The sequence below is a fragment of the Citrobacter sp. RHBSTW-00944 genome (genome assembly GCF_013615435.1).
Taxonomy (GTDB): domain Bacteria; phylum Pseudomonadota; class Gammaproteobacteria; order Enterobacterales; family Enterobacteriaceae; genus Citrobacter; species Citrobacter braakii.
In genome coordinates this window covers 4,798,262-4,824,578 of sequence record NZ_CP055418.1, presented here as the reverse complement: position 1 = coordinate 4,824,578, position 26,317 = coordinate 4,798,262, and the positions used below count along the sequence as shown (strand labels likewise).

General features: G+C 51.8%; 20 protein-coding genes. 11 read left to right on the top strand and 9 right to left on the bottom strand.

The window, feature by feature from the left end:
* The first annotated feature begins 96 nt into the window (after positions 1–96).
* The gene (locus HV334_RS23450; protein ID WP_181220965.1) at positions 97–1,299 is read left to right on the top strand and encodes a sigma 54-interacting transcriptional regulator; all 1,203 of its coding nucleotides are present in this window, start codon (positions 97–99) and stop codon (positions 1,297–1,299) included.
* A 33-nt stretch (positions 1,300–1,332) separates the two neighbouring features.
* Here HV334_RS23450 and HV334_RS23445 read toward each other — a convergent pair whose 3' ends face one another.
* Both HV334_RS23445 and megL read right to left on the bottom strand, forming a co-directional pair.
* The gene (locus HV334_RS23445) at positions 1,333–2,631 is read right to left on the bottom strand and encodes an amino acid permease (RefSeq protein ID WP_103283339.1); all 1,299 of its coding nucleotides are present in this window, start codon (positions 2,629–2,631) and stop codon (positions 1,333–1,335) included.
* 117 nt (positions 2,632–2,748) lie between these two features.
* Positions 2,749–3,945, bottom strand: a complete 1,197-nt coding sequence (gene megL / locus HV334_RS23440; protein WP_003023295.1) for a methionine gamma-lyase — start codon at positions 3,943–3,945, stop codon at positions 2,749–2,751.
* Positions 3,946–4,370: 425 nt separating this feature from the next.
* Between megL and HV334_RS23435 the strand changes: the two genes are divergently transcribed.
* From HV334_RS23435 to HV334_RS23420, 4 genes are all read left to right on the top strand, one after another.
* Positions 4,371–4,478 (top strand): type I toxin-antitoxin system toxin Ldr family protein, encoded by a 108-nt coding sequence (locus HV334_RS23435; protein WP_016154898.1) that lies wholly within the window; start codon positions 4,371–4,373, stop codon positions 4,476–4,478.
* 226 nt (positions 4,479–4,704) lie between these two features.
* A complete protein-coding gene (hmsP, locus tag HV334_RS23430; protein WP_032931922.1) occupies positions 4,705–6,711 on the top strand; it encodes a biofilm formation regulator HmsP in 2,007 nt (668 codons plus the stop codon).
* Positions 6,712–6,868: 157 nt separating this feature from the next.
* Positions 6,869–8,155 (top strand): C4-dicarboxylate transporter DctC, encoded by a 1,287-nt coding sequence (gene dctA, locus HV334_RS23425; RefSeq protein ID WP_003023301.1) that lies wholly within the window; start codon positions 6,869–6,871, stop codon positions 8,153–8,155.
* Between the two features lie 222 nt (positions 8,156–8,377).
* Entirely contained in the window at positions 8,378–9,871 is a 1,494-nt protein-coding gene (locus HV334_RS23420; RefSeq protein WP_047358202.1) for a pitrilysin family protein, read from the top strand.
* 64 nt (positions 9,872–9,935) lie between these two features.
* Here the strand turns inward: HV334_RS23420 and HV334_RS23415 are convergent, their stop codons facing one another.
* A complete protein-coding gene (locus tag HV334_RS23415) occupies positions 9,936–10,865 on the bottom strand; it encodes a sugar kinase (protein ID WP_016157709.1) in 930 nt (309 codons plus the stop codon).
* A gap of 230 nt (positions 10,866–11,095) precedes the next feature.
* Between HV334_RS23415 and pdeH the strand changes: the two genes are divergently transcribed.
* Together pdeH and HV334_RS23405 are read left to right on the top strand one after the other, a co-directional pair.
* On the top strand, positions 11,096–11,863 hold the full coding sequence (gene pdeH, locus HV334_RS23410) for a cyclic-guanylate-specific phosphodiesterase (RefSeq protein ID WP_047415877.1): 768 nt from the start codon (positions 11,096–11,098) through the stop codon (positions 11,861–11,863).
* Positions 11,864–11,940: 77 nt separating this feature from the next.
* A complete protein-coding gene (locus HV334_RS23405; RefSeq protein ID WP_181220964.1) occupies positions 11,941–14,001 on the top strand; it encodes an AsmA family protein in 2,061 nt (686 codons plus the stop codon).
* A gap of 93 nt (positions 14,002–14,094) precedes the next feature.
* Here the strand turns inward: HV334_RS23405 and HV334_RS23400 are convergent, their stop codons facing one another.
* The 3 genes from HV334_RS23400 to HV334_RS23390 form a co-directional block, all read right to left on the bottom strand.
* A complete protein-coding gene (locus tag HV334_RS23400) occupies positions 14,095–15,417 on the bottom strand; it encodes an MFS transporter (protein WP_003023312.1) in 1,323 nt (440 codons plus the stop codon).
* 294 nt (positions 15,418–15,711) lie between these two features.
* Positions 15,712–16,740: an inner membrane protein YhjD gene (gene yhjD / locus HV334_RS23395; protein ID WP_016154892.1), complete on the bottom strand. Its 1,029-nt coding sequence runs from the start codon at positions 16,738–16,740 to the stop codon at positions 15,712–15,714.
* Between the two features lie 47 nt (positions 16,741–16,787).
* A complete protein-coding gene (locus HV334_RS23390; protein WP_049283134.1) occupies positions 16,788–17,687 on the bottom strand; it encodes a LysR family transcriptional regulator in 900 nt (299 codons plus the stop codon).
* Positions 17,688–17,806: 119 nt separating this feature from the next.
* Between HV334_RS23390 and HV334_RS23385 the strand changes: the two genes are divergently transcribed.
* Positions 17,807–18,565, top strand: coding sequence for an SDR family oxidoreductase (locus tag HV334_RS23385; protein ID WP_016154890.1), 759 nt, complete (start codon positions 17,807–17,809; stop codon positions 18,563–18,565).
* Between the two features lie 547 nt (positions 18,566–19,112).
* Positions 19,113–19,715: a response regulator transcription factor gene (locus HV334_RS23380; RefSeq protein WP_053388692.1), complete on the top strand. Its 603-nt coding sequence runs from the start codon at positions 19,113–19,115 to the stop codon at positions 19,713–19,715.
* An 18-nt stretch (positions 19,716–19,733) separates the two neighbouring features.
* Here the strand turns inward: HV334_RS23380 and HV334_RS23375 are convergent, their stop codons facing one another.
* Together HV334_RS23375 and HV334_RS23370 are read right to left on the bottom strand one after the other, a co-directional pair.
* The gene (locus HV334_RS23375; RefSeq protein ID WP_181220963.1) at positions 19,734–20,084 is read right to left on the bottom strand and encodes a lysozyme; all 351 of its coding nucleotides are present in this window, start codon (positions 20,082–20,084) and stop codon (positions 19,734–19,736) included.
* Positions 20,085–20,155: 71 nt separating this feature from the next.
* Positions 20,156–20,710: a GNAT family protein gene (locus HV334_RS23370; RefSeq protein WP_181220962.1), complete on the bottom strand. Its 555-nt coding sequence runs from the start codon at positions 20,708–20,710 to the stop codon at positions 20,156–20,158.
* A gap of 167 nt (positions 20,711–20,877) precedes the next feature.
* On the opposite strand from HV334_RS23370, the gene HV334_RS23365 reads away from it, so the two are divergent.
* On the top strand, positions 20,878–22,467 hold the full coding sequence (locus tag HV334_RS23365; protein WP_141875778.1) for an STY4199 family HEPN domain-containing protein: 1,590 nt from the start codon (positions 20,878–20,880) through the stop codon (positions 22,465–22,467).
* Positions 22,468–22,494: 27 nt separating this feature from the next.
* On the opposite strand, the gene HV334_RS23360 is transcribed toward HV334_RS23365, so the two are convergent.
* The gene (locus tag HV334_RS23360) at positions 22,495–24,144 is read right to left on the bottom strand and encodes an alpha,alpha-trehalase (RefSeq protein WP_016154885.1); all 1,650 of its coding nucleotides are present in this window, start codon (positions 24,142–24,144) and stop codon (positions 22,495–22,497) included.
* A 425-nt stretch (positions 24,145–24,569) separates the two neighbouring features.
* Between HV334_RS23360 and HV334_RS23355 the strand changes: the two genes are divergently transcribed.
* A complete protein-coding gene (locus tag HV334_RS23355; protein ID WP_181220961.1) occupies positions 24,570–25,964 on the top strand; it encodes a cytochrome-c peroxidase in 1,395 nt (464 codons plus the stop codon).
* Positions 25,965–26,317: the final 353 nt, after the last annotated feature.

Genomic DNA, 26,317 nt, shown 5'->3' with positions numbered 1-26,317 from the left:
CTGGCAGAACATTATTCCACAGCGTCTAAAATGTAGTCAGATTTCCTCTCGTCACAGAAATATCTATTTCGCAGTTGCTAACTGTCAGGAGCAAATGTGGTCACGATACGCTGGGATATTAAAACAATTGATCGTCTGTCGATGGTTGAGGATGTCCTGAAGGAATTTTCCTGCTGCGATATCAATATCATCTCCATGAAAGTCACGCCTGGACGGATCCTGATTAAATCCTGGTGCCGGCAGTTACAGGATATTTCCTGCGTGCAATCCTGTTTAGGCCGGCGCGCCGATATTATTAACGTCGCTTACCTGTGTGAAGAGATAAGCGAACTGTCAACGCCTGAGCCGGAACGCCCGCGCTATTTCTCTGACATTATTTGTAGCAGCCAGAGCATGCACTCGCTTATCGAAAAGGCGATAAAAATTGCCGACAGCAAATATACCGTTTTGATCCGCGGCGATACGGGTACTGGCAAAGAACTGCTGGCCCGGGCTATCCATAATTCCGGGCAGCGACGTTTTTATCCGTTTATTCCGATCAACTGCTCTGCGCTACCTGAGTCGTTGATGGAGAGTGAATTCTTTGGCTATGAGAAAGGGGCTTTTAGCGGTGCGGATTGTAAAGGCAAAAAAGGGCTGTTTGAAATGGCCGATAAAGGCACCCTTTTTCTCGATGAATTTGGTGAAATGTCGCTGAGCTTACAGGCTAAATTACTGCGCGTACTTCAGGATGGCGGGATCCGTCGCGTTGGCGGGGCGCAAATTATTCCGGTCAATGTGCGCATTATTGTGGCAACTAACGCCAATCTGGAAGAGATGGTGGAACAACGTCTGCTGCGCGCCGATCTCTATTACCGCATCAATGTACTTTCACTGACCATTCCGCCTCTGCGGGAGCGCCCGCAGGATATCAGCCTATTGATTCGCCACTTTGTGCAGAAATATGCGAAGGAATTCCAGCGACGGATCATTCTGGATAAAGCCTGCTTTGATGCCCTGCATCATCACACCTGGCCGGGAAACGTTCGTGAACTGGAAAATACCATCATTCGCCTGATGCTGATGGCGGAATCTGATGTCATTACGCGGGAAGAATTAGGGATGGTGAATTTGCCTGCTGTTGAGCTGACGCCGACAGAGCGTCCTTTTAAAGAACAGGTTTTGTGTGCTGAACGCCAGCTTATTGAACAGATGGTGGAAGAGAAAGTGTCGTCGCGGCATATCGCTAAAGCGCTGGGGGTGTCACATACCACGGTACTGAATAAAATTCGCAGCTATCAACTGGAGAGCGTGAGTTAAGCGCCGTCAGTGACTGACGGCGCTGTAAACGGATTAGTCAATCAGCTTCAATAATGGCGACAGGCACAGCAGGATCCCGTACAACAGGATTAGCCAGGTTTTCAGCCCGCGCAGTTTTTCCAGTTGCGTTACTTTATAGATCAGGAAAAATGGAATAATACAGGACACAATCCCGTAAAGTGGGCTACCCAACTGGAAGAACACCAGTACCGATACACGAAATGACACCCAGATCACCAGGGTGATAACAATAAAGGTACAAATACCCAGCGTAAGCACCAGGGGATTAATTTTCTCCACATCAATAATACGGCTCAGAACATTAAGAATAATACCCTTGATCGCCTCGTGGAACCCCAGATAAATACCAAAGAATGCGGTTAATACGGCGAAGATATTTAGCACCGTTGAGGTGATATGAATAATTTGCCCAGGAATGACTTGCGCTGCCAGCGCCAGTGCGGAAATATTTTGTTCGAAGGCCGAAACGGCCTCTTCATGACTAATAGAAAAGGTAAAAGAGAATGAGAAAAACAGAATGACCGCAATCAGCGTAATGTAACTGATGCGATGCGTGCGTATTGCCATGCGGGTGGCCAGAACCCGGTCCGCTACCCGCTTGCGGTAGGCGATGTTCATTGGGTTCAACACCTGAATAAATACCGCCGAGAAGAAGCAGAACGGGATGGTCAGCAGTACGTCGCGAAAGAAGACCGATGCTTCAGGGAATGCGCTGATATTAGCGAAGTTCCAGTGCGGAACCATCGCAAAACCAAACACGATGATGATCCCCACTTTGACTACCACCATCGGGCCGGAGATTTTAAACAGCAGCTTTTCTCCCCCGGAAGCAATGGCCACCAGCACGGCAAAAATGGCCACTTTATAGATTATCGATTGTGAAAGATCGGCATCGGTTAAGCCGAAGGTTTTGATATATGAGGCACTGTCAAAAACCACGGATAAGGAATAGATAAATATGCCGTGAATAATCATCAAAAAATAGATGACGCCAAGAAATACGCCCCAGTTTTTTCCCAGATAATGACTGATAATATCGGTATAGTCATTACAAGTTTCACTTTCTGATAATGTTTTTAAATAAATATCCTGCACAATATAGGTTGCTGGATAGGCAATAATAAAGGCGACGATAAATACCCAAATGCCTGTTAAGCCTATTTGTACCGGCATCAGTACCGTTCCAGCACCAATTGCCATGCCGATACACAGTAATACCCAGCCAAAGTCGTATTTCGTAAACGGTATTTTCTTTGAGAATGGTACGGTGGTTGCTGTATTGTTGCTTAGTTGTAATGTGTCGTCCTGCATAGAACCCCCTGCCCAAAATACGCGCACTCCCCGAAACAGGATTGCGCGTATTACCAGACTGTTGTGCCTTGATTCTCAACAACCTGAACCGATCGGCGTCGGTTCAGGTCATAATGGTCAGAATGTTGCCTTTCTGATGGCGTGTTCAAGGTCGTTAATAATATCTTCTGGATCTTCAAGACCCACAGAAAGACGGATAAGCCCGTCGGTAATACCTGCTTTAAGCCGTTCCTCTGGCGCAACGGGCGAATGTGTCATAGACGCTGGGTGCTGAATGAGGGTTTCGGTATCACCGAGACTGACCGCGAGGAGGCACAATTCTACAGAATTGATCATCCGTCTGCCAGCCTCGAGGCCGCCGGCAATTTCGAAGCTGATAATTCCTCCTGGCAGGCTCATCTGCCGCTGGCCCAGCTCATACTGCGGGTGTGAAGACAAGCCAGGATAATAAACGCGGGTAATGGATGGATGCCCCTCGAGGAAGCGGGCGATTTTCAATGCGTTTTCACAGTGGCGTTCCATACGTATGCCCAGTGTTTTAACGCCGCGTAGCGTCAGCCACGCGTTGAAAGGACTCATGCAGCCGCCGGTGATATCTTTCAGACCAACAAACCGCGCCTGGTCAATAAACTCCTGCTTACCAACAATGATGCCGCCAATCACGTCTCCGTGACCGTTGATATATTTAGTGACGCTGTGCACCACAATATCCGCGCCTAACTGTAAAGGCTGCTGGCAGTACGGTGACATAAAGGTGTTATCCACCACCAGCAATGCGCCTTGTTGATGGGCGATACCGGCTACCGTTTCAATGTCGACCAGCGACAGCGTCGGGTTAGCGGGCGTTTCGATATACACTACTTTGGTTTCCGGGCGCATGGCGGCGCGGATTTCTTCAGGCTTTGCCGCATCGACGAAGCTGACGTTAATCCCAAACTTCGGCATGCTGTGCGACAAAAACGCGTGGGTGCAGCCGTAAATCGCGCTGGCGGAAACGATATGGTCGCCCTGTTGGCACAACGTCAGCAGCGTGGTGGTGATGGCAGAAATACCGGATGCGGTTGCCAGCCCGGCTTCACCTCTTTCCAGTACCGCCAGCTTTTTCTCCAGCGCATCGGTGGTGGGGTTACCCAAACGGGTGTAAATGTACCCGGACTCCTCGAGCGCAAAGCGGGCGGCACCTTGTTCGGCGCTGTCAAAAACAAACGTTGAAGTCTGGAAAATAGGCGTACTGAGCGCGCCAGTAGAAGGGTCGGGTTGTTGCCCCGCGTGAACGATCTGGGTGTTGAATCCGTAAGTACGACAGTCAGACATGATATCTCCTTTGATTCGGAACAGAACAGCTCACAGTCAAATAGCAATCGCTGTGCCAGAAAATGAAGGTATAGATATCAATGAGATATGTCTTTTTCTGTATTGAAGAGCGGCAGGAATGTTGCCAACTGGCAAGAATCTTTCCAGCGTAATGGTGCGAAAACAGGTGAAATGCGAGGCGCTACGCAGAGCCGTATATTGCGCAGTGATATGGCAAGTGGGCTACCGTAGAATCAGCGGCAAGCCGGTAATTCCCGGTGAGGCGCAATGTTGCGGGGGCTTGATCCCCGGCGGCATCGGTTGCTGGAAAGAGAAAACCCCCGCACGTTGTTCGGTATAAACCTGGCAACAAAACGGGGGCTAACTTGAACCTGAACAACTCAAGAATAGCCGTGAACAGTTGCCATTGCAACACAGGCGGCTATATGACGCTCGCGCAGTTAGGCGTGGCCTTCTGGCACGATTTAGCGGCTCCGATCATCGCTGGCATTATTGCCAGCCTGATTGTGAGCTGGCTGCGTAACAGGAAGTAATGCACCTTGCGGGCGTCTGTCTGCCGTGATGGCAACATGCGCCCGAACCAGGCCGCAGGGGGGAACCTTGCGGCCTTTTTCGGCTTAAATGCAGATAAATCTCGTCGCCAGGTGCCTATCCTGTGGGGATAATGCATGCTGGGAAGTTTTCAGATACCGCCTCTCTTAATACCGCTACGATCGGGTATACTCTGACGGCAGTTTCGTCTATCCGTGGAGAGTCAGTTTGCGTGTCAGTCGCTCGTTAACAATTAAGCAGATGGCAATGGTTGCGGCCGTTGTCATGGTGTTTGTGTTTATTTTTTGCACCGTTTTGTTGTTCCATCTGGTCCAGCAGAATCGCTACAACACGGCTACGCAACTGGAAAGTATCGCTCGCTCCGTCCGTGAGCCTCTGTCGGGCACGATCCTGAAAGGGGATATTCCCGAAGCAGAAGCTATTTTAAGAAGTATTCGACCAGCAGGCGTGGTCAGTCGCGCCGATGTGGTGCTTCCCAATCAGTTTCAGGCGCTGCGGATGAGCTTTATTCCTGAACGCCCGGTTCCGGTTACGGTGACTCGCCTGTTTGAACTTCCGGTACAAATTTCGCTGCCGGTCTATTCTCTTGAGCGTTCAGCGAATCCGCAACCGCTGGCGTATCTGGTGCTGCAGGCGGACTCGTACCGTATGTACAAGTTTGTGATGAGTACGCTCTCCACGTTAGTGACCATTTACTTACTTCTCTCGTTAATACTCACGGTAGCCATCTCATGGTGTATTAACAGATTGATTTTGCATCCATTACGTAAAATAGCGCGTGAGCTGAACGACATTCCCCAGCAGGATCTGATTGGCTATCAGCTGGCATTGCCGCGTCTGCATCAGGACGACGAGATTGGCCTGCTGGTGCGTAGCTATAACCTCAATCAGCAACTGATTCAGCGCCGCAGTGAAGAGCAAAGCGACCATTCAATGCGGTTCCCGGTTTCTGAGCTGCCCAACAAGTCGTTTCTGATGGCGCTGCTGGAGCAGGTTGTGAACCGCCAGCAGACAACGGCGTTGATGATTGTCACCTGCGAAACCCTGCGTGATACCGCGGGTGTGTTATCCGAGACCCAGCGGGAAATCCTGCTGCTTACGCTGGTTGAAAAGCTGAAGTCAGTATTGGCCCCCAGAATGGTGCTTACCCAGGTGAGCGGCTATGACTTTGCCATCATCGCACATGGTGTGAAAGAACCCTGGCACGCTATTACGCTAGGTCAGCAAGTACTCACTATCGTTAACGAGCGATTACCGATTCAGGGCATTCAACTCCGTCCAACCTGCAACATTGGGGTGGCGATGTTTAATGGCGATTTGACCGCAGAACAGCTTTACCACCGCGCACTCTCAGCCGTGTTAACGTCGCGTCACAAGGGTAAAAACCGGATTCAGTTCTTTGACCCGTTGCAGATGGAAGAGGCGCAACAGCGTTTGACGGAAGAGAACGATATTCTTACCGCGCTGGATAACCATCAGTTTGCGCTCTGGATGCAGCCTCAGGTGGAGATGTCCAGCGGTAAGGTATTGAGCGCAGAAGCATTATTGCGAATGCAGCAGCCAGACGGAAGCTGGGAGCTGCCAGAAGGGTTAATCGACAGGATTGAGTCCTGTGGCCTGATGGTGACGGTCGGTTACTGGGTGCTGGAGGAGACATGCCGCCAGCTGTCAGCCTGGCAGGAACGCGGCCTGATGCTGCCGCTCTCGGTGAACCTGTCTGCGCTACAGCTGATGCATCCGAGTATGGTGTCGGATCTGCTGGAATTGCTAAACCGCTATCGCATCAAGCCTGGGACGTTGATTCTGGAAGTGACCGAAAGCCGGCATATTGATGATCCTAACGCCGCTGTGGCTATTTTACGCCCGCTGCGCAACGCGGGTGTGCGTATCGCGCTGGACGATTTTGGTATGGGCTATGCGGGTCTGCGGCAGCTGCAGCACATGAAGTCGCTCCCGGTGGATGTACTCAAAATCGATAAGATGTTTGTCGATGGCGTCCCTGAAGATTGCAGCATGATCTCCGCCATCATTCAGTTGGCGCATAGCCTCAATTTGCAGATGATCGCTGAGGGCGTCGAAACCGAAGCGCAACGCGAATGGTTATCACAAGCGGGGGTAGAAGTGGCACAAGGGTTCCTGTTCGCCCGGCCGGTTCCGGCGAATATCTTCGAAGAACGTTATCTGACGCCGAAAAACGCTGATTACAAAAGTTAAAAAAGGTCTCGCTTGTGCGAGCCAGCTCAAAATTTTTAACATTTCTGTATCAATTATGATCCAGGCGCATTTCTGTCATGTTGTGTGGGTGTTACTTTAAGGCCGCAGGTTAAACAAAACCTTACAAGGCCTGTGGTTTTTACTTTAAGGACACCCTATGAAAACCTCTATATTCAAAAGCCTTTACTTTCAGGTCCTGACAGCAATTGCCATAGGTATTCTCCTTGGCCATTACTACCCTGAATTAGGCGCCCAAATGAAGCCACTTGGTGATGCTTTCGTGAAGCTCATCAAAATGGTCATCGCACCTGTCATCTTCTGTACTGTCGTAACCGGCATTGCAGGCATGGAAAGTATGAAAGCTGTAGGCCGCACCGGTGCGGTTGCACTGCTTTATTTTGAAATTGTCAGTACGATTGCGCTGATCATCGGCCTTATCATCGTCAACGTGGTGCAACCCGGTGCCGGTATGAACGTCGATCCGGCGACGCTGGATGCCAAAGCGGTTGCGATTTACGCCGAACAGGCAAAAGACCAGGGGATCGTAGGCTTCCTGATGGATATTATCCCGGGTAGCGTCATTGGCGCGTTCGCCAGTGGCAACATCCTGCAGGTATTGCTGTTTGCGGTTATGTTTGGTTTTGCGCTGCATCGTTTAGGTAGCAAAGGCCAGATGATTTTCAACGTGATTGAAAGCTTCTCGCAGGTTATTTTTGGCATCATCAACATGATCATGCGCCTTGCGCCGATCGGTGCTTTCGGTGCCATGGCCTTTACCATCGGTAAATATGGCGTCGGGACGCTGGTGCAGTTGGGTCAGTTGATCATCTGTTTCTACATCACCTGTATTCTGTTTGTGGTTGTGGTGTTGGGCTCGATTGCGCGCGCAACCGGCTTCAGCATTTTCAAATTCATCCGCTATATCCGTGAAGAACTGCTGATCGTTCTGGGCACCTCTTCTTCCGAGTCCGCGCTGCCGCGTATGCTCGATAAGATGGAAAAACTGGGCTGTCGCAAGTCGGTTGTCGGGTTGGTTATACCCACGGGCTACTCGTTTAACCTTGATGGGACATCAATCTATCTGACGATGGCGGCGGTGTTTATCGCTCAGGCCACCAACAGCCATATGGATATCTTCCATCAGATAACCCTGCTGGTGGTGCTCCTGCTCTCTTCAAAAGGTGCTGCGGGTGTGACCGGGAGTGGCTTCATTGTTCTGGCCGCGACTATCTCCGCTGTGGGCCATTTACCGGTTGCTGGTCTGGCGCTGATTCTCGGTATTGACCGCTTTATGTCTGAAGCCCGTGCGCTGACTAACCTGGTCGGTAACGGTGTGGCAACTGTTGTAGTAGCGAAATGGGTGAAAGAACTGGACCATAAAAAGCTGGATGATGTGCTGAATAATCGTGCGCCGGATGGCAAAACGCACGAAATATCCTCTTAATCTCTCCACTTATGCCCGTAGTCCCTTCCAGGACTGCGGGCGTTTGCGCATAATTAACCCCTGTGCCTGAAACCGCCGATTCGGCGGCGTCGGGATTTTTTCACTTCCTCCGTGACATTTTTATGTTCTTGCGGTCTAACACGAAGTGTTTTTAACGTCATATTCAGAGAGTCCTCTCGCGGGCTGTCTTTTTATTTCCAGGATAGTTGATCAGGGGTTCACATGCAGGGCACAAAAATTCGACTTTTAGCGGGCGGCTTGCTGATGATGGCCACTGCCGGCTATGTGCAGGCAGATGCGCTCCAGCCTGACCCGGCGTGGCAACAGGGCACGCTGGCAAATGGGTTACAGTGGCAAGTCTTAGCCACTCCCCAGCGCCCCAGCGACCGTATTGAGGTTCGCCTGCTGGTCAATACCGGTTCACTCACCGAAAGTACACAACAGAGTGGTTTCAGCCATGCGATCCCGCGTATCGCGCTGACGCAAAGCGGTGGCCTCGATGCTACGCAAGCCCGTTCTCTGTGGCAGCAGGGGTTCGATCCCAGTCGTCCCATGCCGCCCGTTATCGTTTCCTATGATTCCACGCTATATAACCTCAGTCTGCCTAACAGCCGCAACGATCTGCTGAAAGAGTCACTTTCTTATCTGGCGAATATTTCCGGTAATCTGAGCATCACCCCTGAATCGGTCAATCATGCGCTGAGTAGCGAAGATATGGTTGCAACCTGGCCGTCAGATACCAAAGAGGGATGGTGGCGCTATCGTCTGAAGGGATCGACGCTGCTGGGTCACGATCCTGCCGATCCGCTGAAAACGCCTGTTGATGCGACGAAAATCCAGTCCTTCTACCAGAAATGGTATACCCCGGATGCGATGACGCTGATTATCGTCGGTAACGTAGATGCGCGCAGCGTGGCTGATCAAATCAATAAAACCTTTGGCGAATTAAAAGGTAAACGCGAAACGCCTGCGCCGGTACCCACGCTCTCTCCGCTGCGTGCAGAGGCCGTAAGCATAATGACCGATGCGGTACGTCAGGATCGCCTGTCTATTATGTGGGATACGCCGTGGCAGCCGATCCGTGAATCTGCCGCGCTGTTACGTTACTGGCGCGCTGATTTAGCCCGTGAAGCGTTGTTCTGGCACATTCAGCAGGAGCTCACCAAAAACAATGCCAAAGACATTGGCCTTGGCTTTGACTGTCGGGTGCTGTTCCTGCGCGCGCAATGTGCCATTAACGTTGAATCACCGAACGGTAAGCTGAACGCGAACCTCAGCACGGTTGCGCGTGAGCTGGCCAAAGTGCGCGATAAGGGGCTGCCGGAAGAAGAGTTTAATGCGCTGGTGGCGCAAAAGAATCTGGAACTGCAGAAGCTGTTTGCCACCTATGGTCGCACCGATACCGATATTTTGATCAGCCAGCGTTTGCGCTCGCTGCAAAACCAGGTCGTGGATATTGCGCCTGAACAGTATCAGCGTTTACGTCAGAGCTTCCTGAACAACCTGAGTGTTGAGATGCTGAATCAGGACCTGCGTCAGCAACTGTCGCAAGATATGGCGTTAATTCTGTTGCAGCCGAAGGGTGAGCCTGAATTCAATATGAAGGATCTGCAGGCGACGTGGGATAGCATTATGGCGCCGGTTACCGCCGCGGCAACGTCGGTAGAAACGGATGAATCACATTCTGAAGTGACGGACATCCCGCCGGTGCAATAAGGGAATCGTGACCTGCAGGCCGGACGCGACGTTAACGTCTAATCCGGCCTGCCAGAACGCCAGATTACTGCGGCATGGCGTCGCGAGGAATAATCGCCCCGCGATGCTGAATAACGGTGCTTGCCGTCAGGTGGCCGCGTTTTGCGGCATCAGCGGCATCGCCACCGGTCAGACGTACCGCCAGATACCCGGCGCTGAAGGAGTCACCCGCAGCGGTCGTATCGATAACCTTCTCTTTCGGTAGTTTTACGGCCGGGACGTCGATGAGTTCTTCGCCTGCGATGGAAACCAGGCAAGAGTCTGCACCGCGTTTCACAACCACTTCCTGTACGCCAGCCGCGTGAGTACGGGCAATCACCTCGGCAACCGGTTTTTCACCCCACAGCGCGTCTTCATCATCCAGCGTCAGAAACGCGATATCGGTGCATTCCAGCATTTGCTGATACACCTGCTGGGTCTCTTCTTTACTGCTCCACAGACGTGGGCGGTAGTTATTGTCAAAAATGACCTTTCCACCGTTGGCGCGGCATTCTTGCAGCAGCGACAGCAGCTTGTCACGACTTGCCGGGCTTAAAATAGCCAGGCTGATTCCGCTCAGATACAGATAGTCAAATGTCGCCAGTTCTTCGCAAATAGCGGCGGACTGTTCGCTCTCAAGCCAGAATTTTGCGGCGGCTTCATTACGCCAGTAATAGAAGGTGCGCTCGCCGGTGCTATCGGTTTCAATGTAATAGAGGCCCGGCAGACGGTTTTCCATGCGTTGGGTTAATGAGGTATCCACATTTTCGCTCTGCCAGGATTCCAGCATTTGTTGGCTAAAACTGTCGGTACCCAGCGCAGTCACATAGTGTACGGAAAGTGCCGCAGCATCGACCTGACGGGCGATATAAACGGATGTATTCAACGTGTCGCCACCGAATCCGCGCTGAACGTCAGCGCCTTTCTGTGACAGCTCAATCATGCATTCGCCAATCACGGCAATCTTTCTGGACATAGTCGTAACCTGCTCTGAAAAAAATTAGCGTTAGTGTGCGCTGTGGGTGTTAAGTGGTCAACTATATTAAAACATCGTTCCATTATTTTTTTGAGCCAGCACGTATTCTGCGTCGTTTTTTGCCGCTTAGTTTCTATTTTGCGTAGGGCTGAACGTAAAGTTCTTCGCCTGAGCGCCGATAACCTTTGTCGAGTCCGGTCAGTCACACTCTTATTTACAGGACATCTCAGATGATAAAGCAGGTTACCCAGCAGCTAATTACGCTCGATGCGAGTATTGAAAACTTGCAGGAGAGACGCTATTGGCTGCAGTGCGAGCGTGCTTACACCTACCAGCCGATTTATCAGACCAACGGGCGGCTGATGGCCGTTGAGCTGCTGACCGTCGTGAGCCATCCTGAAAACCCCTCCCAACGTATCGCGCCGGACCGCTATTTCGCCGAAGTGGCCGTACGACATCGTGTAGATGTGGTGAAAGAGCAGCTTGTACAGCTTGAACAAAAAGGGGCGTTTTTCAAAGCCAACGATCTGCTGGCATCCGTGAATGTCGACGGGCCAACGCTGATTGCAATGCGCCAGGATCCCGAAATCCTGAAAATCATCGAATGTCTGCCGTGGCTGCGCTTTGAACTGGTGGAACATATCCGCTTGCCGAAGGGTTCGTCGTTCGCCTCAATGTGCGAGTTTGGCCCGCTCTGGCTGGATGATTTTGGTACCGGAATGGCAAACTTCTCGGCGCTGAGCGAAGTGAGTTACGACTATATCAAAGTGGCGCGGGATCTGTTTGTCATGCTGCGCCAGACGCCGGAGGGCCGCAATCTCTTTACGCTGCTGTTACAGCTGATGAACCGCTATTGCCGCGGTGTGATTGTCGAAGGCGTTGAAACGCTGGAAGAGTGGCGTGATGTACAAAACTCACCGGCTTTCGCTGCGCAAGGCTATTTTCTCTCTCGTCCAGTGCCTCTGGATACCCTTGAAGACGTAATTCTGTCGCTTTGATAAGGATGTAGAACGCCTCCTTTTCCTCTGCTGGACTATCTTTAGGACAGGCAAGGAAGAAAGTAAGGAGGTTAAACATGACGAGAACAGGCAAAATAACCACTTCAGTAATAGGGGTTTTCTTGTTGTTGATCGTCGTACTCATCATCGTGATTGCGACATTTGACTGGAACCGGCTCAAACCGACCATCAACCAGAAAGTCTCTACAGAACTCAACCGTCCCTTCGCCATACGGGGTGACCTGGGCGTGGTTTGGGAACGCCAAAAACAGGAAACCGGCTGGCGTAGCTGGGTTCCGTGGCCGCATGTTCATGCTGAGGATATCATCCTCGGCAACCCGCCGGACATTCCTGACGTCACCATGGTGCATCTCCCGCGCGTTGAAGCCACGCTCGCCCCACTGGCATTGCTGACAAAAACCGTCTGGCTCCCGTGGATCAAGCTGGTAAAACCCGATGCGCGGCTTATCCGCCTGTCGGAGAAAAACAATAACTGGACCTTTAACCTGGCAGGGGATGAAAACCGCGATCCCAAAGCGCCGCCATCAGCCTGGTCTTTCCGGCTGGATAACATTCTATTCGACCAAGGGCGCATCGCCATTAACGATAAGGTGACGAAGTCAGAGATTGAGATCCTGGTCGATCCGCTGGGTAAGCCGTTGCCCTTTAGCGAAGTGACTGGCGCAAAAAGTAAAGAGAGCAACGCCCACATTGAGGACTACGTGTTTGGTCTGAAAGCGCAAGGCCGATATAACGGCGAACCGCTAAGCGGTAGCGGGAAAATAGGCGGAATGCTGGCGCTGCGCGGTGAAGGGACTCCTTTCCCGATTCAGGCTGATTTCCGTTCGGGTAATACGCGTGTGGCGTTTATGGGTACGATAAACGATCCGATGAATATGGGTGGGGCGGATCTGCGGCTTAAATTCTCGGGAGATTCGCTAGGGGATTTGTACGATTTGACCGGCGTGCTGCTCCCGGATACGCCGCCGTTTGAAACCGACGGACATCTGGTCGCGAAAATTGACCCGGAAAAATCCTCTGTTTTTGATTACCGCGATTTTAATGGCCGAATTGGCGACAGCGATATTCACGGAACGCTGGCCTATACCACCGGTAAGCCGCGCCCAATGCTGAAAGGGGATGTTGAGTCACGCCAACTGAGGTTGGCTGATTTGGGGCCGCTGATCGGTGTGGATTCAGGCAAAGGGGCGGAGCGGGCCAAACAATCTGAACAGCGCAAAGGTGAGAAGAGCGTCCAGCCCGCGGACAAGGTCTTGCCGTATGACCGTTTTGAAACCGACAAATGGAACGTGATGGACGCTGACGTACGTTTCAAAGGACGGCGTATTGAGCACGGCAGCAGTCTGCCGATCAGCGATCTCTCCACCCATATCATCCTGAAAAATGCCGACCTGCGCCTGCAGCCGCTGAAATTTGGCCTCGCGGGAGGCAGCATTGTCTCCAGCATCCATCTGGAAGGAGATAAAAAGCCGATGCGGGGGCAGGCGGACATCCAGGCTCGCCGCCTGAAGCTAAAAGCGCTGATGCCGGATGTGGAGCTGATGCAGAAAACGCTCGGTGAAATGAACGGTGACGCCAGGTTTAGCGGGAGCGGAAACTCGGTAGCGGCGCTGCTTGGTAACAGCAATGGCAACCTGAAGCTGCTGATGAACGACGGTTTGATCAGCCGGAATCTGATGGAAATTGTTGGCTTGAATCTGGGCAACTATCTTGTTGGACAGATATTTGGTGATGACGAGGTACGGGTAAACTGCGCGGCGGCGAATCTGGATATTGTTAACGGCGTAGCCCGCCCGCAGATTTTTGCCTTCGACACGGAAAACGCGGTCATTAATGTCACTGGTACGGCGAGTTTTGCGTCGGAGCAACTGGATTTAACCATCGATCCGGAGAGCAAAGGCATTCGTATTATTACCCTGCGTTCGCCGCTGTATGTTCGCGGCACCTTTAAGAATCCGCAGGCCGGCGTGAAGGCCGGGCCGCTGATTGCGCGCGGTGCGGTTGCTGCCGCGCTGGCAACGTTGGTGACGCCCGCGGCGGCCTTGCTGGCGCTGATTTCACCTTCTGAAGGGGACGCTAATCAATGCCGGACCATTTTGTCGCAAATGAAGAAGTGATTTTTGCCGTTGTCGGATGGCGCTAACGCTTCACTTCTGCGGCCTACATTTCATGCTCAACGTAGGCCGCAGACGGTGGTTACAGCCAAAAAATCACAATGACTGATGGCGGGTTTCGTGGGTTAACAGCAGCGCAATCAGCGTTAACGCCGCCATTGATGCCAGATACGTACCGACCGCCGCCAGGCCGTAATTCGCCTGCAGCCATGCGGCAATGTAAGGGGCAACGGAAGCACCAAGAATCGACGAAACGTTGTACGAGAACGACGCCCCCGTGTAGCGCACTTCGGTCGGGAACAGCTCCGGCAGTAGCGCGCCCATCGGACCAAATGTCAAACCCATCAGGCTCAAACCAAGCAACAGGAAGGCGAACACCAGCACCGGATTGCCAGAGCCGAGCAGCGGTTTAAAGGCAAACAGCGCAAACAGAATAATAAGCGTGGTGATGATGAGCATGCTCTTGCGACGACCAAACGCATCGGCCAGCAGGCCCGCCACCGGCACCATGACGCCAAAGCCAATAACCGCCATCATCAGCATCCACAACACTTCATTACGCGGCAGGCCAAGCCCTACAGGCGCCGCGGCGGTGCTGAACGTCATGGAATAGACGGTCATGATATAGAACAGCGTATAGGTCGCCAGCATGATGAACGTGCCGAGGATCGTCACGCGGACATGTTTTGTCAGCAGGGTACCCAGCGGGATTTTCACCTGTTTTTTCGCCGCAGCCACTTTGGCAAAGACCGGGGATTCATGCAGCGAAACGCGAACGTACAGACCGATAATCACCAGCACCGCAGAGAAGATGAACGGTACGCGCCAGCCCCAGCTCATAAACTGCTCGTCGGTCAGCAGCCAGGAGAGCAGCAGGAAAGTGCCGTTGGCGAAGAAGAAGCCGATAGGTGCGCCCAACTGCGGGAATGATCCGTACAGCGCGCGTTTACGCGGCGGTGCGTTTTCCGTCGCCAGTAACGCCGCGCCGCCCCATTCACCGCCCAGTCCTAAACCCTGACCAAAACGCGCCAGCGCCAGCAGCAGCGGGGCGAAAATACCGATAGTTTCATAGCCCGGCAGCAGGCCAATGACAACCGTCGAGATCCCCATAGTGAGCAGTGAGGCAACCAGCGTGACTTTACGCCCTACGCGATCGCCAAAATGCCCGAACACAGCAGAACCGATAGGCCGTGCCACAAAGGCGATAGCAAAGGTGGCAAGGGACTGCAGCGTTGCCGCGGTCGGATCCCCCTGCGGGAAGAAGATATGGGGGAACACGATCACCGCGGCGGTGGCGTAGATATAGAAGTCGAAGAACTCAATGGCAGTGCCAATGAGTGAGGCGACGACGACTTTATTGCGCGAGTTGACCGGGGTGTGTTCCTGTTCGTTGTCGAGCGTTGTGGCTGTTGCTTGCATAATATTTTCTTATTTTTGGTCGAACGAAAGGTCATATTACGCACAGCAAAAGAGACATTTCAATCTGTAACAAACCTTGCGATCGGTCAAAAATAGAGCAAAAAGGGGATAATTTTTAGGCTGGAGATTTCACTTCCATGAAATGCTTCACATAATTTAAAACTTGGATGATAAAACTGGTTTTTGGTTAAACAAAAGTTACGGGCTGGATTTTAATTCTGATAATGCGCAGGATTTCGACGTAAGCATTGGGTTGGCCGGATAAGCGCAGCGTTATCAGGCAGTTAACAAAGATTAGCGGTGGGTTTTCCCCGGCATACGCGGGTCGTCTTTGTATTCTGCTGTGGCAATCCAGGCAGCGCAAAACAGAGTCAGACGGGCGAAGAAGTAGAAGAACGCCATCAGGCCAAGTACGGAACCAAACGCCGCGCCTGACGGCGATTGCACCAGTGATGGCAGCGTGTACGTCATGATCATTTTGATGACTTCAAACCCCAGTGCCGCGATAAACGTGCCGCGAATGAGCGCTTTTTTGCGCGGTCGGTGACGCGGTAGCCGCCAGAAAATCCAGAAGAACAGCAAGTAGTTGGCGAAAATAGAGATGGTCAGGCCGATCAGCCGCCAGGCGGGCTTCAGCCATTCGATGCCGTCGAGATACAGCGCAGAAATAATCATCTGCTGGGCGGAACCGGCGATGGAGGTAATGGACAGCGTAACAATCAGCGCAATCAGTAAGCCAATCAATGAGACAAAATCACGCAGATATTTGACCCAAATTTTTTCCTGATCCTGTGGGGTCCGCTCCCAGACATCCCGCGACTGGGCACGAATAGCTTCGCGCAGGTTTCCCATCCAGTTAATTCCGGAATAGAGCGCGATGGCAAGACCCACCAGACCGACGGTGGTGCGTTGCTGAACGGCGGTATTGATGGTGTTTTTCAGCGTGGAGGCGAGCGTCGGATCGCTGACGTTGAGCAGGATTTTGCTGAAGATATCCTGCAACAGCGTAGGGTGCGAAGCGAGAATAAAACCCGCGGCGGCAAACGACACCATCAGGATAGGGATCATCGACAGAAACGAGAAGTAGGTAATGGCGGCGCCAAACTGATTTCCCATACGATCGTTAAATCTCTCCGCGGCGCGAATCAGATGGGCAATCATGGGCTGGCGTTGAATTTTATCGGCGAAGGTCAGGGCGGTTTTCAGCGCCTGGTTGGTCTTACCGTTGGTTTCTGTATTTTTACGCTCCAGGGTCTCAATTTTTGGGATTGGTGCGTGCTCAAGTTCCTGAATGGGGCGTTTAATCTCTTTTTCCTGCGTCATCAGGGCAGTAATCCTTGTTCTGTTCATTCTCAGGACAGTATAGCTTGTCAGTCCACATAGTCTTTCATCACGCCGGTCAGCCATTCCATAAACAGATGTACGCGGCGGGAGAGGTTACGGCGATGCGGATAGAGCAATGAAACCGGTAATGGTTCGGCGCGATATTGCGGCAATACTTCAATCAGCGTACCGGCGCGCAGGGCATCACGCACGCCCACGCGCGGTACCTGAATAATGCCCAGACCGGCAAGACATGCCGCATGATACGTTTCGGTACTGTTCACCGTCAGCATGCCGCCGGTTTTAACCCATTTAGCACCGTTGTCTGTTGCCACTTCAAAGCCTTGCGCACGCGTTCCCAAATTGACTGAGTAGTGCACCACCGCATGCGAGGCTAAATCCTCCAGGCTTTCCGGATAACCAAAGCGGGCGAGGTATTGCGGGCTGGCGCAGTTAATCTGCGTGAGTTTCCCCAGCGGGCGCGCAATCAGCCCTGAATCTTTCAGCGTTCCCACGCGTACCACACAGTCGAAGCCTTCGCGGATCAAGTCCACCAGGCGGTCGCTGCTGCTAAGTTCGAGCTCAAGCCCCGGATACTGATGCAAGAAGGCCGGTAAACGGGGCATCACCAGATTTCTCGCCACACCAACCGGCATATCGACGCGCAGCTTGCCGCTGATGCTGGTCGGGTCGTGATGGAATAGCCCATCCAGTTCATCGAGATTGCTCAACAAATCTTTCGCTCGTTCGTAATAGATCATGCCGTCTTGCGTCAGCTGAACGCGGCGGGTTGTGCGGTGCAACAACTGTGTGCCCAGATGATTTTCCAGGGCCTGGATCTGGCGCGATACGCTACCTTTAGGAAGTCCGAGGGTGTCTGCCGCGCGCGAAAAGCTCTCCAGTTCTGCGACGCGGATGAACAACTGCATTGCGTGAATTTTATCCATTCTCATGCCCTATTGTTGTTCTAAATGAAACAGTAATGCGCAGTAAGCGGTATTTATTGTTTTTCTACCACCTAATAAGCTTTGTCTCAATCTTCACAACACCTGAAATGAGGTTTCTTATGACGCAACGTATCGCATTGGTGACCGGCGGCGGCCGTGGACTCGGTAAAAACGCGGCGCTAAAGCTGGCGAGTAAAGGCATTGGTGTCATCCTGACGTGGAACAGCAATGAAAAAGAAGCGCAGCAGGTTGTGGATGAAATTCGCCAATCTGGCGGTAAAGCTGTAGCATTACCGTTGAACGTCGGAAATATTTCCACTTTCCCTCAGTTTGTCAAACAGGTGCAGGAAACCCTACAAACGCACTGGCAAAGCGACACCTTTGATTATTTATTGAACAATGCCGGAGTTGGCATTAACGCGCCTTATCCGGCGTTCACTGAAGCGCAATTTGACCAGCTTTTGGACATCCATTTTAAAGGACCTTTTTTCCTGACACAGAACCTGCTGGCGCTGATCAACAACGGCGGACGCATTCTTAATGTCTCGACCGGATTGTCGCGCTTTGCGCTACCGGGTTACAGCGCTTACGCTGCCATGAAAGGGGCGATGGAGGTGTTAACCCGTTATCAGGCGAAAGAGCTGGGAGAGCGCGGCATTACGGCGAATATTATTGCGCCTGGGGCAATCGAGACGGATTTTAGCGGCGGAAACGTGCGGGATAATGCGCAATTGAATGCCTATATTGCATCGCAGACGGCGCTGGGGCGTGTTGGGTTACCGGACGATATTGGCGACGCCATTGCTGCGTTGCTCAGCGATGAGCTGGCCTGGATGACGGCACAGCGTATCGAAGTCTCTGGCGGGATGTTCCTGTAATCGACAGCCTCTTACTTAACTTTTTGAGCAATAGAAAACTGGCGCGCCATCAGAAGTCAAAATATAGCTGGTGGCGTTTGCCGGTATTATTTGGAATCTGATACCGCGATCGCGGTGCTGAAAGAGATCGGGGATAAACGTTCTGAAGAGTTCATTCTTCTTCGGGAGTGGATTTGTTGCATCAGAAACCATGATCACCTCCCCATTCTCATGTCCGTATGATCATTTAATGCGATATTTTGTTTTGTAACATATTTGTCTGTTATCGTGAGTTCCTTATTTTTAGCTAAGAATATAAACTCCGGATTATTAATATTAGTAATCCAGGTTTGAACATCAAATATTAAGGATTTTCTGAATATTTGACCCCGATTTTGATCCTTTGTGTGATTCTTTGGTTTCAGCTGTAACTATTTATAACGTCTGCTTCTTTCTTCTCCGTCTATCGGTAAAATGGCCTCCGCCAAATGGTGACTTCATATTTTGCCCCTCGGATAATACCCTTCCGCGTGTTAAGGCTAATATCTTATTCAGACGGAGATAAATAATGCAGTTAATAATGTTTGACAGGCAGTCAATATTTATTCATGGAATGAATGTAATTTTGCAAGAGCGTATTCCAGGAGTGAATGTTCAGGGTGTCAGTCAGGCAGATGATCTTTGGCGGACGCTGGAAGAGAATCCTGATGCACTGGTAATGCTGGATGGAGATTTTGACGCTGAGTTCTGCCGTAGCTTGCTGCAACAGATAGCAGAGCGCTTTGCGAAGGTAAAAGTGCTGGTAACCGCAACGGACTGCCGTAAAAAATGGCTACAGGAAGTCACGCAATTAAACGTGCTGGCCATTGTTCCGCGCGATTCTGATGCGGAAACCTTCACGCTGGCACTCAATAGCGTCGCGATAGGTATGATGTTTATCCCCAGAGATTGCATCGCAGCGACCGAATGTGGCGGGCAAAATATCAGATTGCTCAGCGCGCGTCAGCGGGAGATTCTGACGATGCTGGCCGCCGGAGAATCTAATAAACAAATTGGTCGATTATTAAATATCAGCACCGGAACGGTAAAAGCCCATCTTGAATCGCTGTATCAGCGCCTGGAGGTAAAAAACCGTACGCAGGCGGCAATGATGCTAAACGACACCCTATAATGGGCAAATATTTCACAGTCAGACTGTTTCTGGCTGTGAAATAGCCCCCGGCCAGAATTCAGCACTGCAAAACCGGCTAATCCCCACGCTGAGCATCCATGCAATTAACGCTTCCTGTTGAAAACGATCTTGTATTTGCGGCATTTCCTTATGGATGAATGCCTCGCAGATATTTATATCCGCGAGCAGCAATGTTTCGGCCTGCATCAGCATAATTGGGGCATCAAAGGATTCATCTGCGGTGATTTCGTGCCCGTAGCCAATGACCCAGATCCCCTTTTTGTCCTGATACTTTTCCAGCGACAGGCCCTGCCATTGCTTAATAAATGCGATACAGGCGGGCGTGAAATGCGTCGAATGCAGCGGCATAATAATCTCTGTACAAAGAGACCTATTTTAAGAAACACACCCCGTTACGCCAGCCGCCATCCAGCCATTTTTTACAGCAAAACGCCTGATGGCGCGGGCGGCTGATATTCATGTTTTAACAGGCCGAAAATCCAGTCATCATGCCAGGTTTGATGTAGCCAGTAGCTTTCGCGCAGCGTGCCTTCGAGAATGAACCCGACCTTTTCCAGTAGACGCCGTGAGGCATCGTTTCCTGCGGTGACGCAGGCCGTCAGTCGGCGTAGTCCTCCGGCGGTAAACGCATAATCGCAAACGGCATGCAGGGATTCAGCGCCATAACCTTTGCCTTGCGCCTCGGGAGTGAGCAGAAAGCCGACCTCGGCACATTCATTTTTATCCTGAATATATCCGGTTACCCCAAGCGGTACGCCCGATGCCTTATCGCACAGGATCAGGCACAGCCAGTGTGGACTGCCGGGAGACCATTCAGGCAAGCGGGAGTCAAAGACTGTCTGTATCTCCTCTTCGGTACGCGAGTCAGCGACAAAGCGCATCACATCTGCGTTCTGCTGTAACGTTAAGAAAAACGCCCAGTCGTCATGTGTGAGCGGGCGGCAGATCAAACGCGAGGTTTTTAGTACAGGCACAGGCTTATCTCCAGAATAATTTTCAATGATTGTGCGGAAGTCACTGTAAAACATATTTATTTGCTATATGAATGTGTTTTAGTCTGTGGCGGCACAGCGCTGCATTTAAAAAAGATAACTACACACCATTGTGAGGCCGCACTTTTTGGGTCCTTTTAGGGAAGATAATGACCAATAGCGCGTTACAGGCGACATGTACACCATTCGAACATTGTTTGGGGATAATCCGCCAGGCCTCGGTAGAAATTTTGCTGATGCTTGGCGTGCGCGTCGCAGAGGGTAAAGATCCACGCTGGTTTCTCGAGCAGCTTGACCAGGCGCGATTGAATCTGGGAGGTTGGGGCGTTGTCGCCAGGCGGTTGCAGATGAATGACGCGCAATTGAGTCAGTTCACGTTGCGGCTACGCCATCTTCAGCAGAGCGTGCCGCAATATGAAAATGGCCAGGACGTCAGTGAAAACCAGCTGATTTCTGCGCTGCGCTTTGTCGCTTCTCTGGAACAGTTGCGCCAGCAACAGCCCCTCCTGAAGTATCCAACCGAGATTGAACGTGCAGAGCCGGATGCGCAGATGCGGGCGCAGCGTCAGCTTCGCGCAATAGAATTAACCCTCAAATCCCTCATTGCGCGGGTATGGCCGGATCAACATCCGCTCAACAGCTTCCTGAAACAGCACTTTGGCGGTGAACGTCTGCGTCGCTGGTTGAAGCTGGGGGAAAGTCGGGATGCGCTGGACGGCATGATGTTTAGCGAACTGGCGCTGATGGTTGTCGATAAGAAGTTATTCGTTCGGCATTTTAGCGAGATTTTTAACGATACCTCGGTGCTCATGTCGTTTGTTGAGCCACGTATCACGCTGAGGATGTTCCTGGATGACTGCCGCCTGGCCCGTAACTGCGTTATCGCGCAGCAGCCGCTAACCTCAGTACAACTGCTGTTGCTGGATTGCCAGTACCGACAGATTACTCACCCTGTGCAGCGGGCATTTGAAGAACGGCGTACGCGCATTAATCCTGCGTCGTATCTGGCGTCCGATGAGGCGACGGTTCGCCAGTTTTGGGAAAACGCAAAGCAAAAAGACGAGCAGGCAGGGGGCGATAAACAGGAAATCGCAGACAGTATCGATCCGCCGGAGAAGCGGGCCAGGCGCACGGCGGAAGAACGTGAACAGCTGATTTCCGGCATGTTGTGGGTAGCGGTCGGTGTGATGGTGCTGGTGATTTCGTTGGGCGCGTTCTGGTTATTCACTTCGCCAGCGCCACAAGCGTCTTCTGGGCAATCCGTTGAAATCGTGCAGGAGGAGCCACGGCGTGATGCCCCTGGTGCGCGGGAGTCGGTGACCCGAATGGGCATCACCTGGGATGCCTTTAACATGCGCGCGGCTATCGAGCGCAACGACACCCGTGTGACGTCACTTTTCCTACAGGGCGGGATGGACTGGAAGCTGGCGTGGACGGAGCAGGCATTCTCGGCAGGCAATACCGAGGTGTTGAGGCTGTTGCTGCGTTACCCTTCGCAGATGAGTGAGAGTAAGCCATGTCGGCAGTTTATGACCACGGTCAGCCATGCGATGGCGAATGGGGCGTCACTCACATCGCTGCATAAAAGCTATCTGCAAAGTTTTTGCTCGGTGCCGGCGGTTGTCGCGCGTCAGCAGTATGACCTTGAACAGGCCGAGCTACGCGTTCGCGCGCAGCCAAGCCCAGAGAACAAGAAATGGCAGAAAATTCACGCCGAACTGTACGATGCGATTAACTGACGGTCTGATAATTCAGACCGTCAGCTGCTAGGGTTCGCCATACAGACCGATGAGTCGGCGCACCACGCCATTGGTCCAGCCAAAGCCGTCCTGTAACGGATATTCTCCGCCGCCGCCTTCGCGCGGCGCGGCGTCGGCGATGTGGTATTTTTCGATAAGCTTGTGGTGTTCCTGATAAAAGAGATTCACCGTTTTCAACCAGTTACGGGCGATTTCATCTCCAAGATGGTCGTCGCCGTAAAGTTTGAAACCCTGGATCGCCATCCACTGCAGCGGCGCCCAGCCGTTGGGTTTATCCCATTGCTCACCCGTTTCATGCTCCGTGGCTAAAATCCCTCCGGGGGTTAGCAGGCGACTGCGGACCGCATTGGCAAGTCGGTCGGCTTGTTCATGCGTTGCCATGCCGACATACAGCGGCACAATACTGGCGGCAGAGAACAGGGCCATTTGTTCGCGCCGCCAGTCGTAATCGCGATAGCAGCCGTTTTCATCGTCCCAGAGATAGCGATTCACCGCATCGCGGCGGTCATTGGCTTTCTGGCGAAACTGCGCTTCAGTTTCTTTGTCGCCTTTCAGTGCGGAAATATTGGCGATAGTGCTTTCCAGCTTGTAGAGGAACGCGTTCAGGTCAATAGGGATGAACTGAGTGGTGCGTATGCTGGCAAGACGGCCTGCATCGCGTAGCCAGCGCGAGGAGTAATCCCAGCCGGAGGCCGCGCCCGCGCGCAAATCCCGATACACTTCATTGGGTGGGCGACCCGAATGCTTGGCGGTCTCGACGTCTTCAAGCCACGACTCATCGCGTGGCGTATCACGATCGTCCCAATAGCGGTTGAGCAGGGAGCCGTCCGACATTCTGATCACGTGACGGTAGGCCTGGTTGAGTACCAGGGAATCTGCGCCATCCATCCAGAACGCGTACTCCATTTTTAGATGATCAAGGTAACGACGTGCGCCGCGTACGCCATCCTCTTCAAACAGTTCGACCATTAGCGCAAAGACCGGCGGCTGCGAGCGACTCAGGTAGTAAGTACGGTTACCGTTCGGGATGTGGCCATAGTTTTCAATCATCCAGGCAAAGTTATCCGCCATACATTTCAGCAGATCTTCGCGACCGCTCTCCGCCAGACCCAGCATGGTGAAGTAGGAATCCCAGTAGTAGGTTTCACTAAAACGCCCGCCGGGCACAATATATGACTGCGGTAACGCCAGCAGCGAGGACCAGGGAATGTGATCCTGTGGTTCGCGCGTCAGCACCGGCCACAGTTGATCGATATGCTCTTTCAGCGAATTTGCCGGGTCAGAAACATATTCACTGGAGGGCGTTTCCGGGAGCCAGAAGTGGTTCTCGACGAAGCGTCGCAGATCAAAGTCGCGGTGGCGTTTAACCTTGCGATAGCGGATCAAAATATCCAGCGGATCCATTTTCGGCGCACAGTCGGGGAAGGTTTTGCTATCGGCAAACAGTTTCGACGACTGAACGTGTTCGAACAGCTCGAGGTAACGATCGGCGGGAGTTAACGCATCTGAGGCGGGTAACCCTTCAATCATCTCTGGTTCAGGCTCCGCCTCAATCATTTCATCCAGCTTTAACTCGCACGGATCCATTTCATAAAGCAGATCGATGTCGATCGTCATTTCTTCAGAAGGGGCGTGGGGTAGTTTCTGGTTGAGCATAATGCGAAAGACCTCCGATGGACGTTGAAAGATTAAGGCTATTGCCCGCTCGTCAATTAAGCGTAGACATTCGCTTCGGTATCTGGTGAGTAAAGCGTGCGGTCGATCACATTTTAGTGCTGCGCAATATCCAAAAAATAAATCTATCCCAATGAAAATAATGCAGAATTCCGAATTCTGCACAACCTGAGGATATTCCATTTTCAGAACATTCGATTGCAACGAGGTGTGAACACAACCTGGTAACGTTTAACTCTATAATAGGCACAGGCTATTCTATCGATAGTTCTCCTCCATGTAATTGCTTGATACTTATCAAAATAGTAATCCCCTCATTTCCTATGATGGTCAGGTCTGACAAAGACTGTCTATTAATTATTCTAATTTTCTGGGTCACAATAACTCACAACGGTGAGGGTAAAATAATGAAAATCATTACCCGTCTTACCGTGATTGCCATAGCTGGCGTCGCGGTTTGTTATTTTGGATTATCCGGTTATGTGTGGTATCACGATAATCAACGGAGTAAACAGGCTGATGTTCAGGCCTCTACACTGGAAGAAAATAATAAAGTACTAGGGTTCTTACGTGAAAAAGGATGCGATTATTGTCACACTCCTTCGGCTGAATTACCTTTCTATTCTTCTTTTCCCGTCGCTAAGCAGTTGATGAATTACGATATTCAACTGGGATACAAATCATTCAATCTTGAGGCCGTTCGTGCGGCGCTGGTCGCGGATAAACCCGTTTCGCAAAGCGATCTGAATAAAATTGAGTGGGTGATGCAGTACGAGACCATGCCGCCGACGCGTTATACCGCACTGCACTGGGCTGGCAAGGTAAGCGATACGGAGCGAGCAGAGATCCTGGGCTGGATTGCGAAACAGCGTGAGCAGTACTACGCCAGTAACGATACTGCCGCGCAGCATCGTAATGAACCTGTACAGCCGATACCGGAAAGCATCCCGACCGATGCCCGCAAAGTAGCGCTTGGTTTTACGCTTTACCATGACCCGCGTATTTCCGGCGACAGCACGATTTCTTGTGCGCACTGTCACGCCCTGAATGCGGGCGGCGTGGATGGCCGGAAAACGTCAATCGGTGTCGGCGGCGCGGTTGGCCCTATCAATGCGCCAACGGTATTTAACTCGGTCTTTAACGTTGAGCAATTCTGGGATGGCCGTGCGCCAACACTGCAGGCGCAGGCCGGTGGCCCACCGTTGAACCCTATCGAAATGGCGTCAAAATCCTGGGATGAAATTATCCAGAAACTGGACAAGGATCCGCAACTTAAGCAAGAGTTCATTGCCGTTTATCCGCAGGGATTCAGTGGGGATAATATTACCGATGCGATTGCTGAGTTTGAGAAAACGCTGATTACGCCAAATTCGCCGTTTGATAAATGGCTGCGTGGTGATGAAGCGGCCTTAACCGCTCAGCAAAAACATGGCTATCAGTTGTTTAAAGATAATAAGTGCGCGACCTGTCATGGCGGAATTATTTTAGGCGGACGTTCATTTGAGCCATTGGGTCTGAAAAAGGACTTTAATTTCGGCGAGGTCACTGCTGCAGATATTGGCCGCATGAACGTCACCAATGAATTACGTGACAAGCTGCGTCAGAAAGTCCCTGGATTGCGTAACGTTGCGCTGACTGCGCCTTATTTCCATCGCGGTGATGTGCCTACGCTCGACGGTGCGGTAAAACTGATGCTGCGTTATCAAGTGGGTAAAGAACTGCCGCAGGAAGATATCGACGATATCGTGGCATTCCTCGAAAGCCTTAATGGGGTATATACACCGTATATGCAGGGTAAATAATTTCTCTGTGGTCCAGATTCGGACGTAAAAAAACCGACTTCACGTCGGTTTTTTTACGCTTCAGCCCGAGTTGGTGGTTCTGGCCGAAGTGAGAGTTCCATCATCTAACGCTTCAATCGTATTACCTTACCGGTAGTATTGCAAGAATACGCTGGTTGTTTTGATTAAAACAACTGTATACTTATCCAGTTAGCTCTGAAGCATTTTCATTCCGGACGCGCGCTAAACGCTTTCTAAGTCCTGATCGGCTGTACGGGTGGTGCCGTTGGCCGATGCTCTGGCCGGAGTGAGAGTTCCATCATCTAACACTGGGACATGCGCCGTGACAGGCAATGGATGAGTAAGCGGATGCA

What these genes read in the sequence shown, in the direction of transcription:
- HV334_RS23445 (WP_103283339.1), bottom strand. Translation starts at nt 2,631, where the DNA reads ATGCAGGACGACACATTACAACTAAGCAACAATACAGCAACCACCGTA.
- megL (WP_003023295.1), bottom strand. Translation starts at nt 3,945, where the DNA reads ATGTCTGACTGTCGTACTTACGGATTCAACACCCAGATCGTTCACGCG.
- HV334_RS23435 (WP_016154898.1), top strand. Translation starts at nt 4,371, where the DNA reads ATGACGCTCGCGCAGTTAGGCGTGGCCTTCTGGCACGATTTAGCGGCT.
- dctA (WP_003023301.1), top strand. Translation starts at nt 6,869, where the DNA reads ATGAAAACCTCTATATTCAAAAGCCTTTACTTTCAGGTCCTGACAGCA.
- HV334_RS23420 (WP_047358202.1), top strand. Translation starts at nt 8,378, where the DNA reads ATGCAGGGCACAAAAATTCGACTTTTAGCGGGCGGCTTGCTGATGATG.
- HV334_RS23415 (WP_016157709.1), bottom strand. Translation starts at nt 10,865, where the DNA reads ATGTCCAGAAAGATTGCCGTGATTGGCGAATGCATGATTGAGCTGTCA.
- pdeH (WP_047415877.1), top strand. Translation starts at nt 11,096, where the DNA reads ATGATAAAGCAGGTTACCCAGCAGCTAATTACGCTCGATGCGAGTATT.
- HV334_RS23405 (WP_181220964.1), top strand. Translation starts at nt 11,941, where the DNA reads ATGACGAGAACAGGCAAAATAACCACTTCAGTAATAGGGGTTTTCTTG.
- HV334_RS23400 (WP_003023312.1), bottom strand. Translation starts at nt 15,417, where the DNA reads ATGCAAGCAACAGCCACAACGCTCGACAACGAACAGGAACACACCCCG.
- yhjD (WP_016154892.1), bottom strand. Translation starts at nt 16,740, where the DNA reads ATGACGCAGGAAAAAGAGATTAAACGCCCCATTCAGGAACTTGAGCAC.
- HV334_RS23390 (WP_049283134.1), bottom strand. Translation starts at nt 17,687, where the DNA reads ATGGATAAAATTCACGCAATGCAGTTGTTCATCCGCGTCGCAGAACTG.
- HV334_RS23385 (WP_016154890.1), top strand. Translation starts at nt 17,807, where the DNA reads ATGACGCAACGTATCGCATTGGTGACCGGCGGCGGCCGTGGACTCGGT.
- HV334_RS23380 (WP_053388692.1), top strand. Translation starts at nt 19,113, where the DNA reads ATGCAGTTAATAATGTTTGACAGGCAGTCAATATTTATTCATGGAATG.
- HV334_RS23375 (WP_181220963.1), bottom strand. Translation starts at nt 20,084, where the DNA reads ATGCCGCTGCATTCGACGCATTTCACGCCCGCCTGTATCGCATTTATT.
- HV334_RS23365 (WP_141875778.1), top strand. Translation starts at nt 20,878, where the DNA reads ATGACCAATAGCGCGTTACAGGCGACATGTACACCATTCGAACATTGT.
- HV334_RS23360 (WP_016154885.1), bottom strand. Translation starts at nt 24,144, where the DNA reads ATGCTCAACCAGAAACTACCCCACGCCCCTTCTGAAGAAATGACGATC.
- HV334_RS23355 (WP_181220961.1), top strand. Translation starts at nt 24,570, where the DNA reads ATGAAAATCATTACCCGTCTTACCGTGATTGCCATAGCTGGCGTCGCG.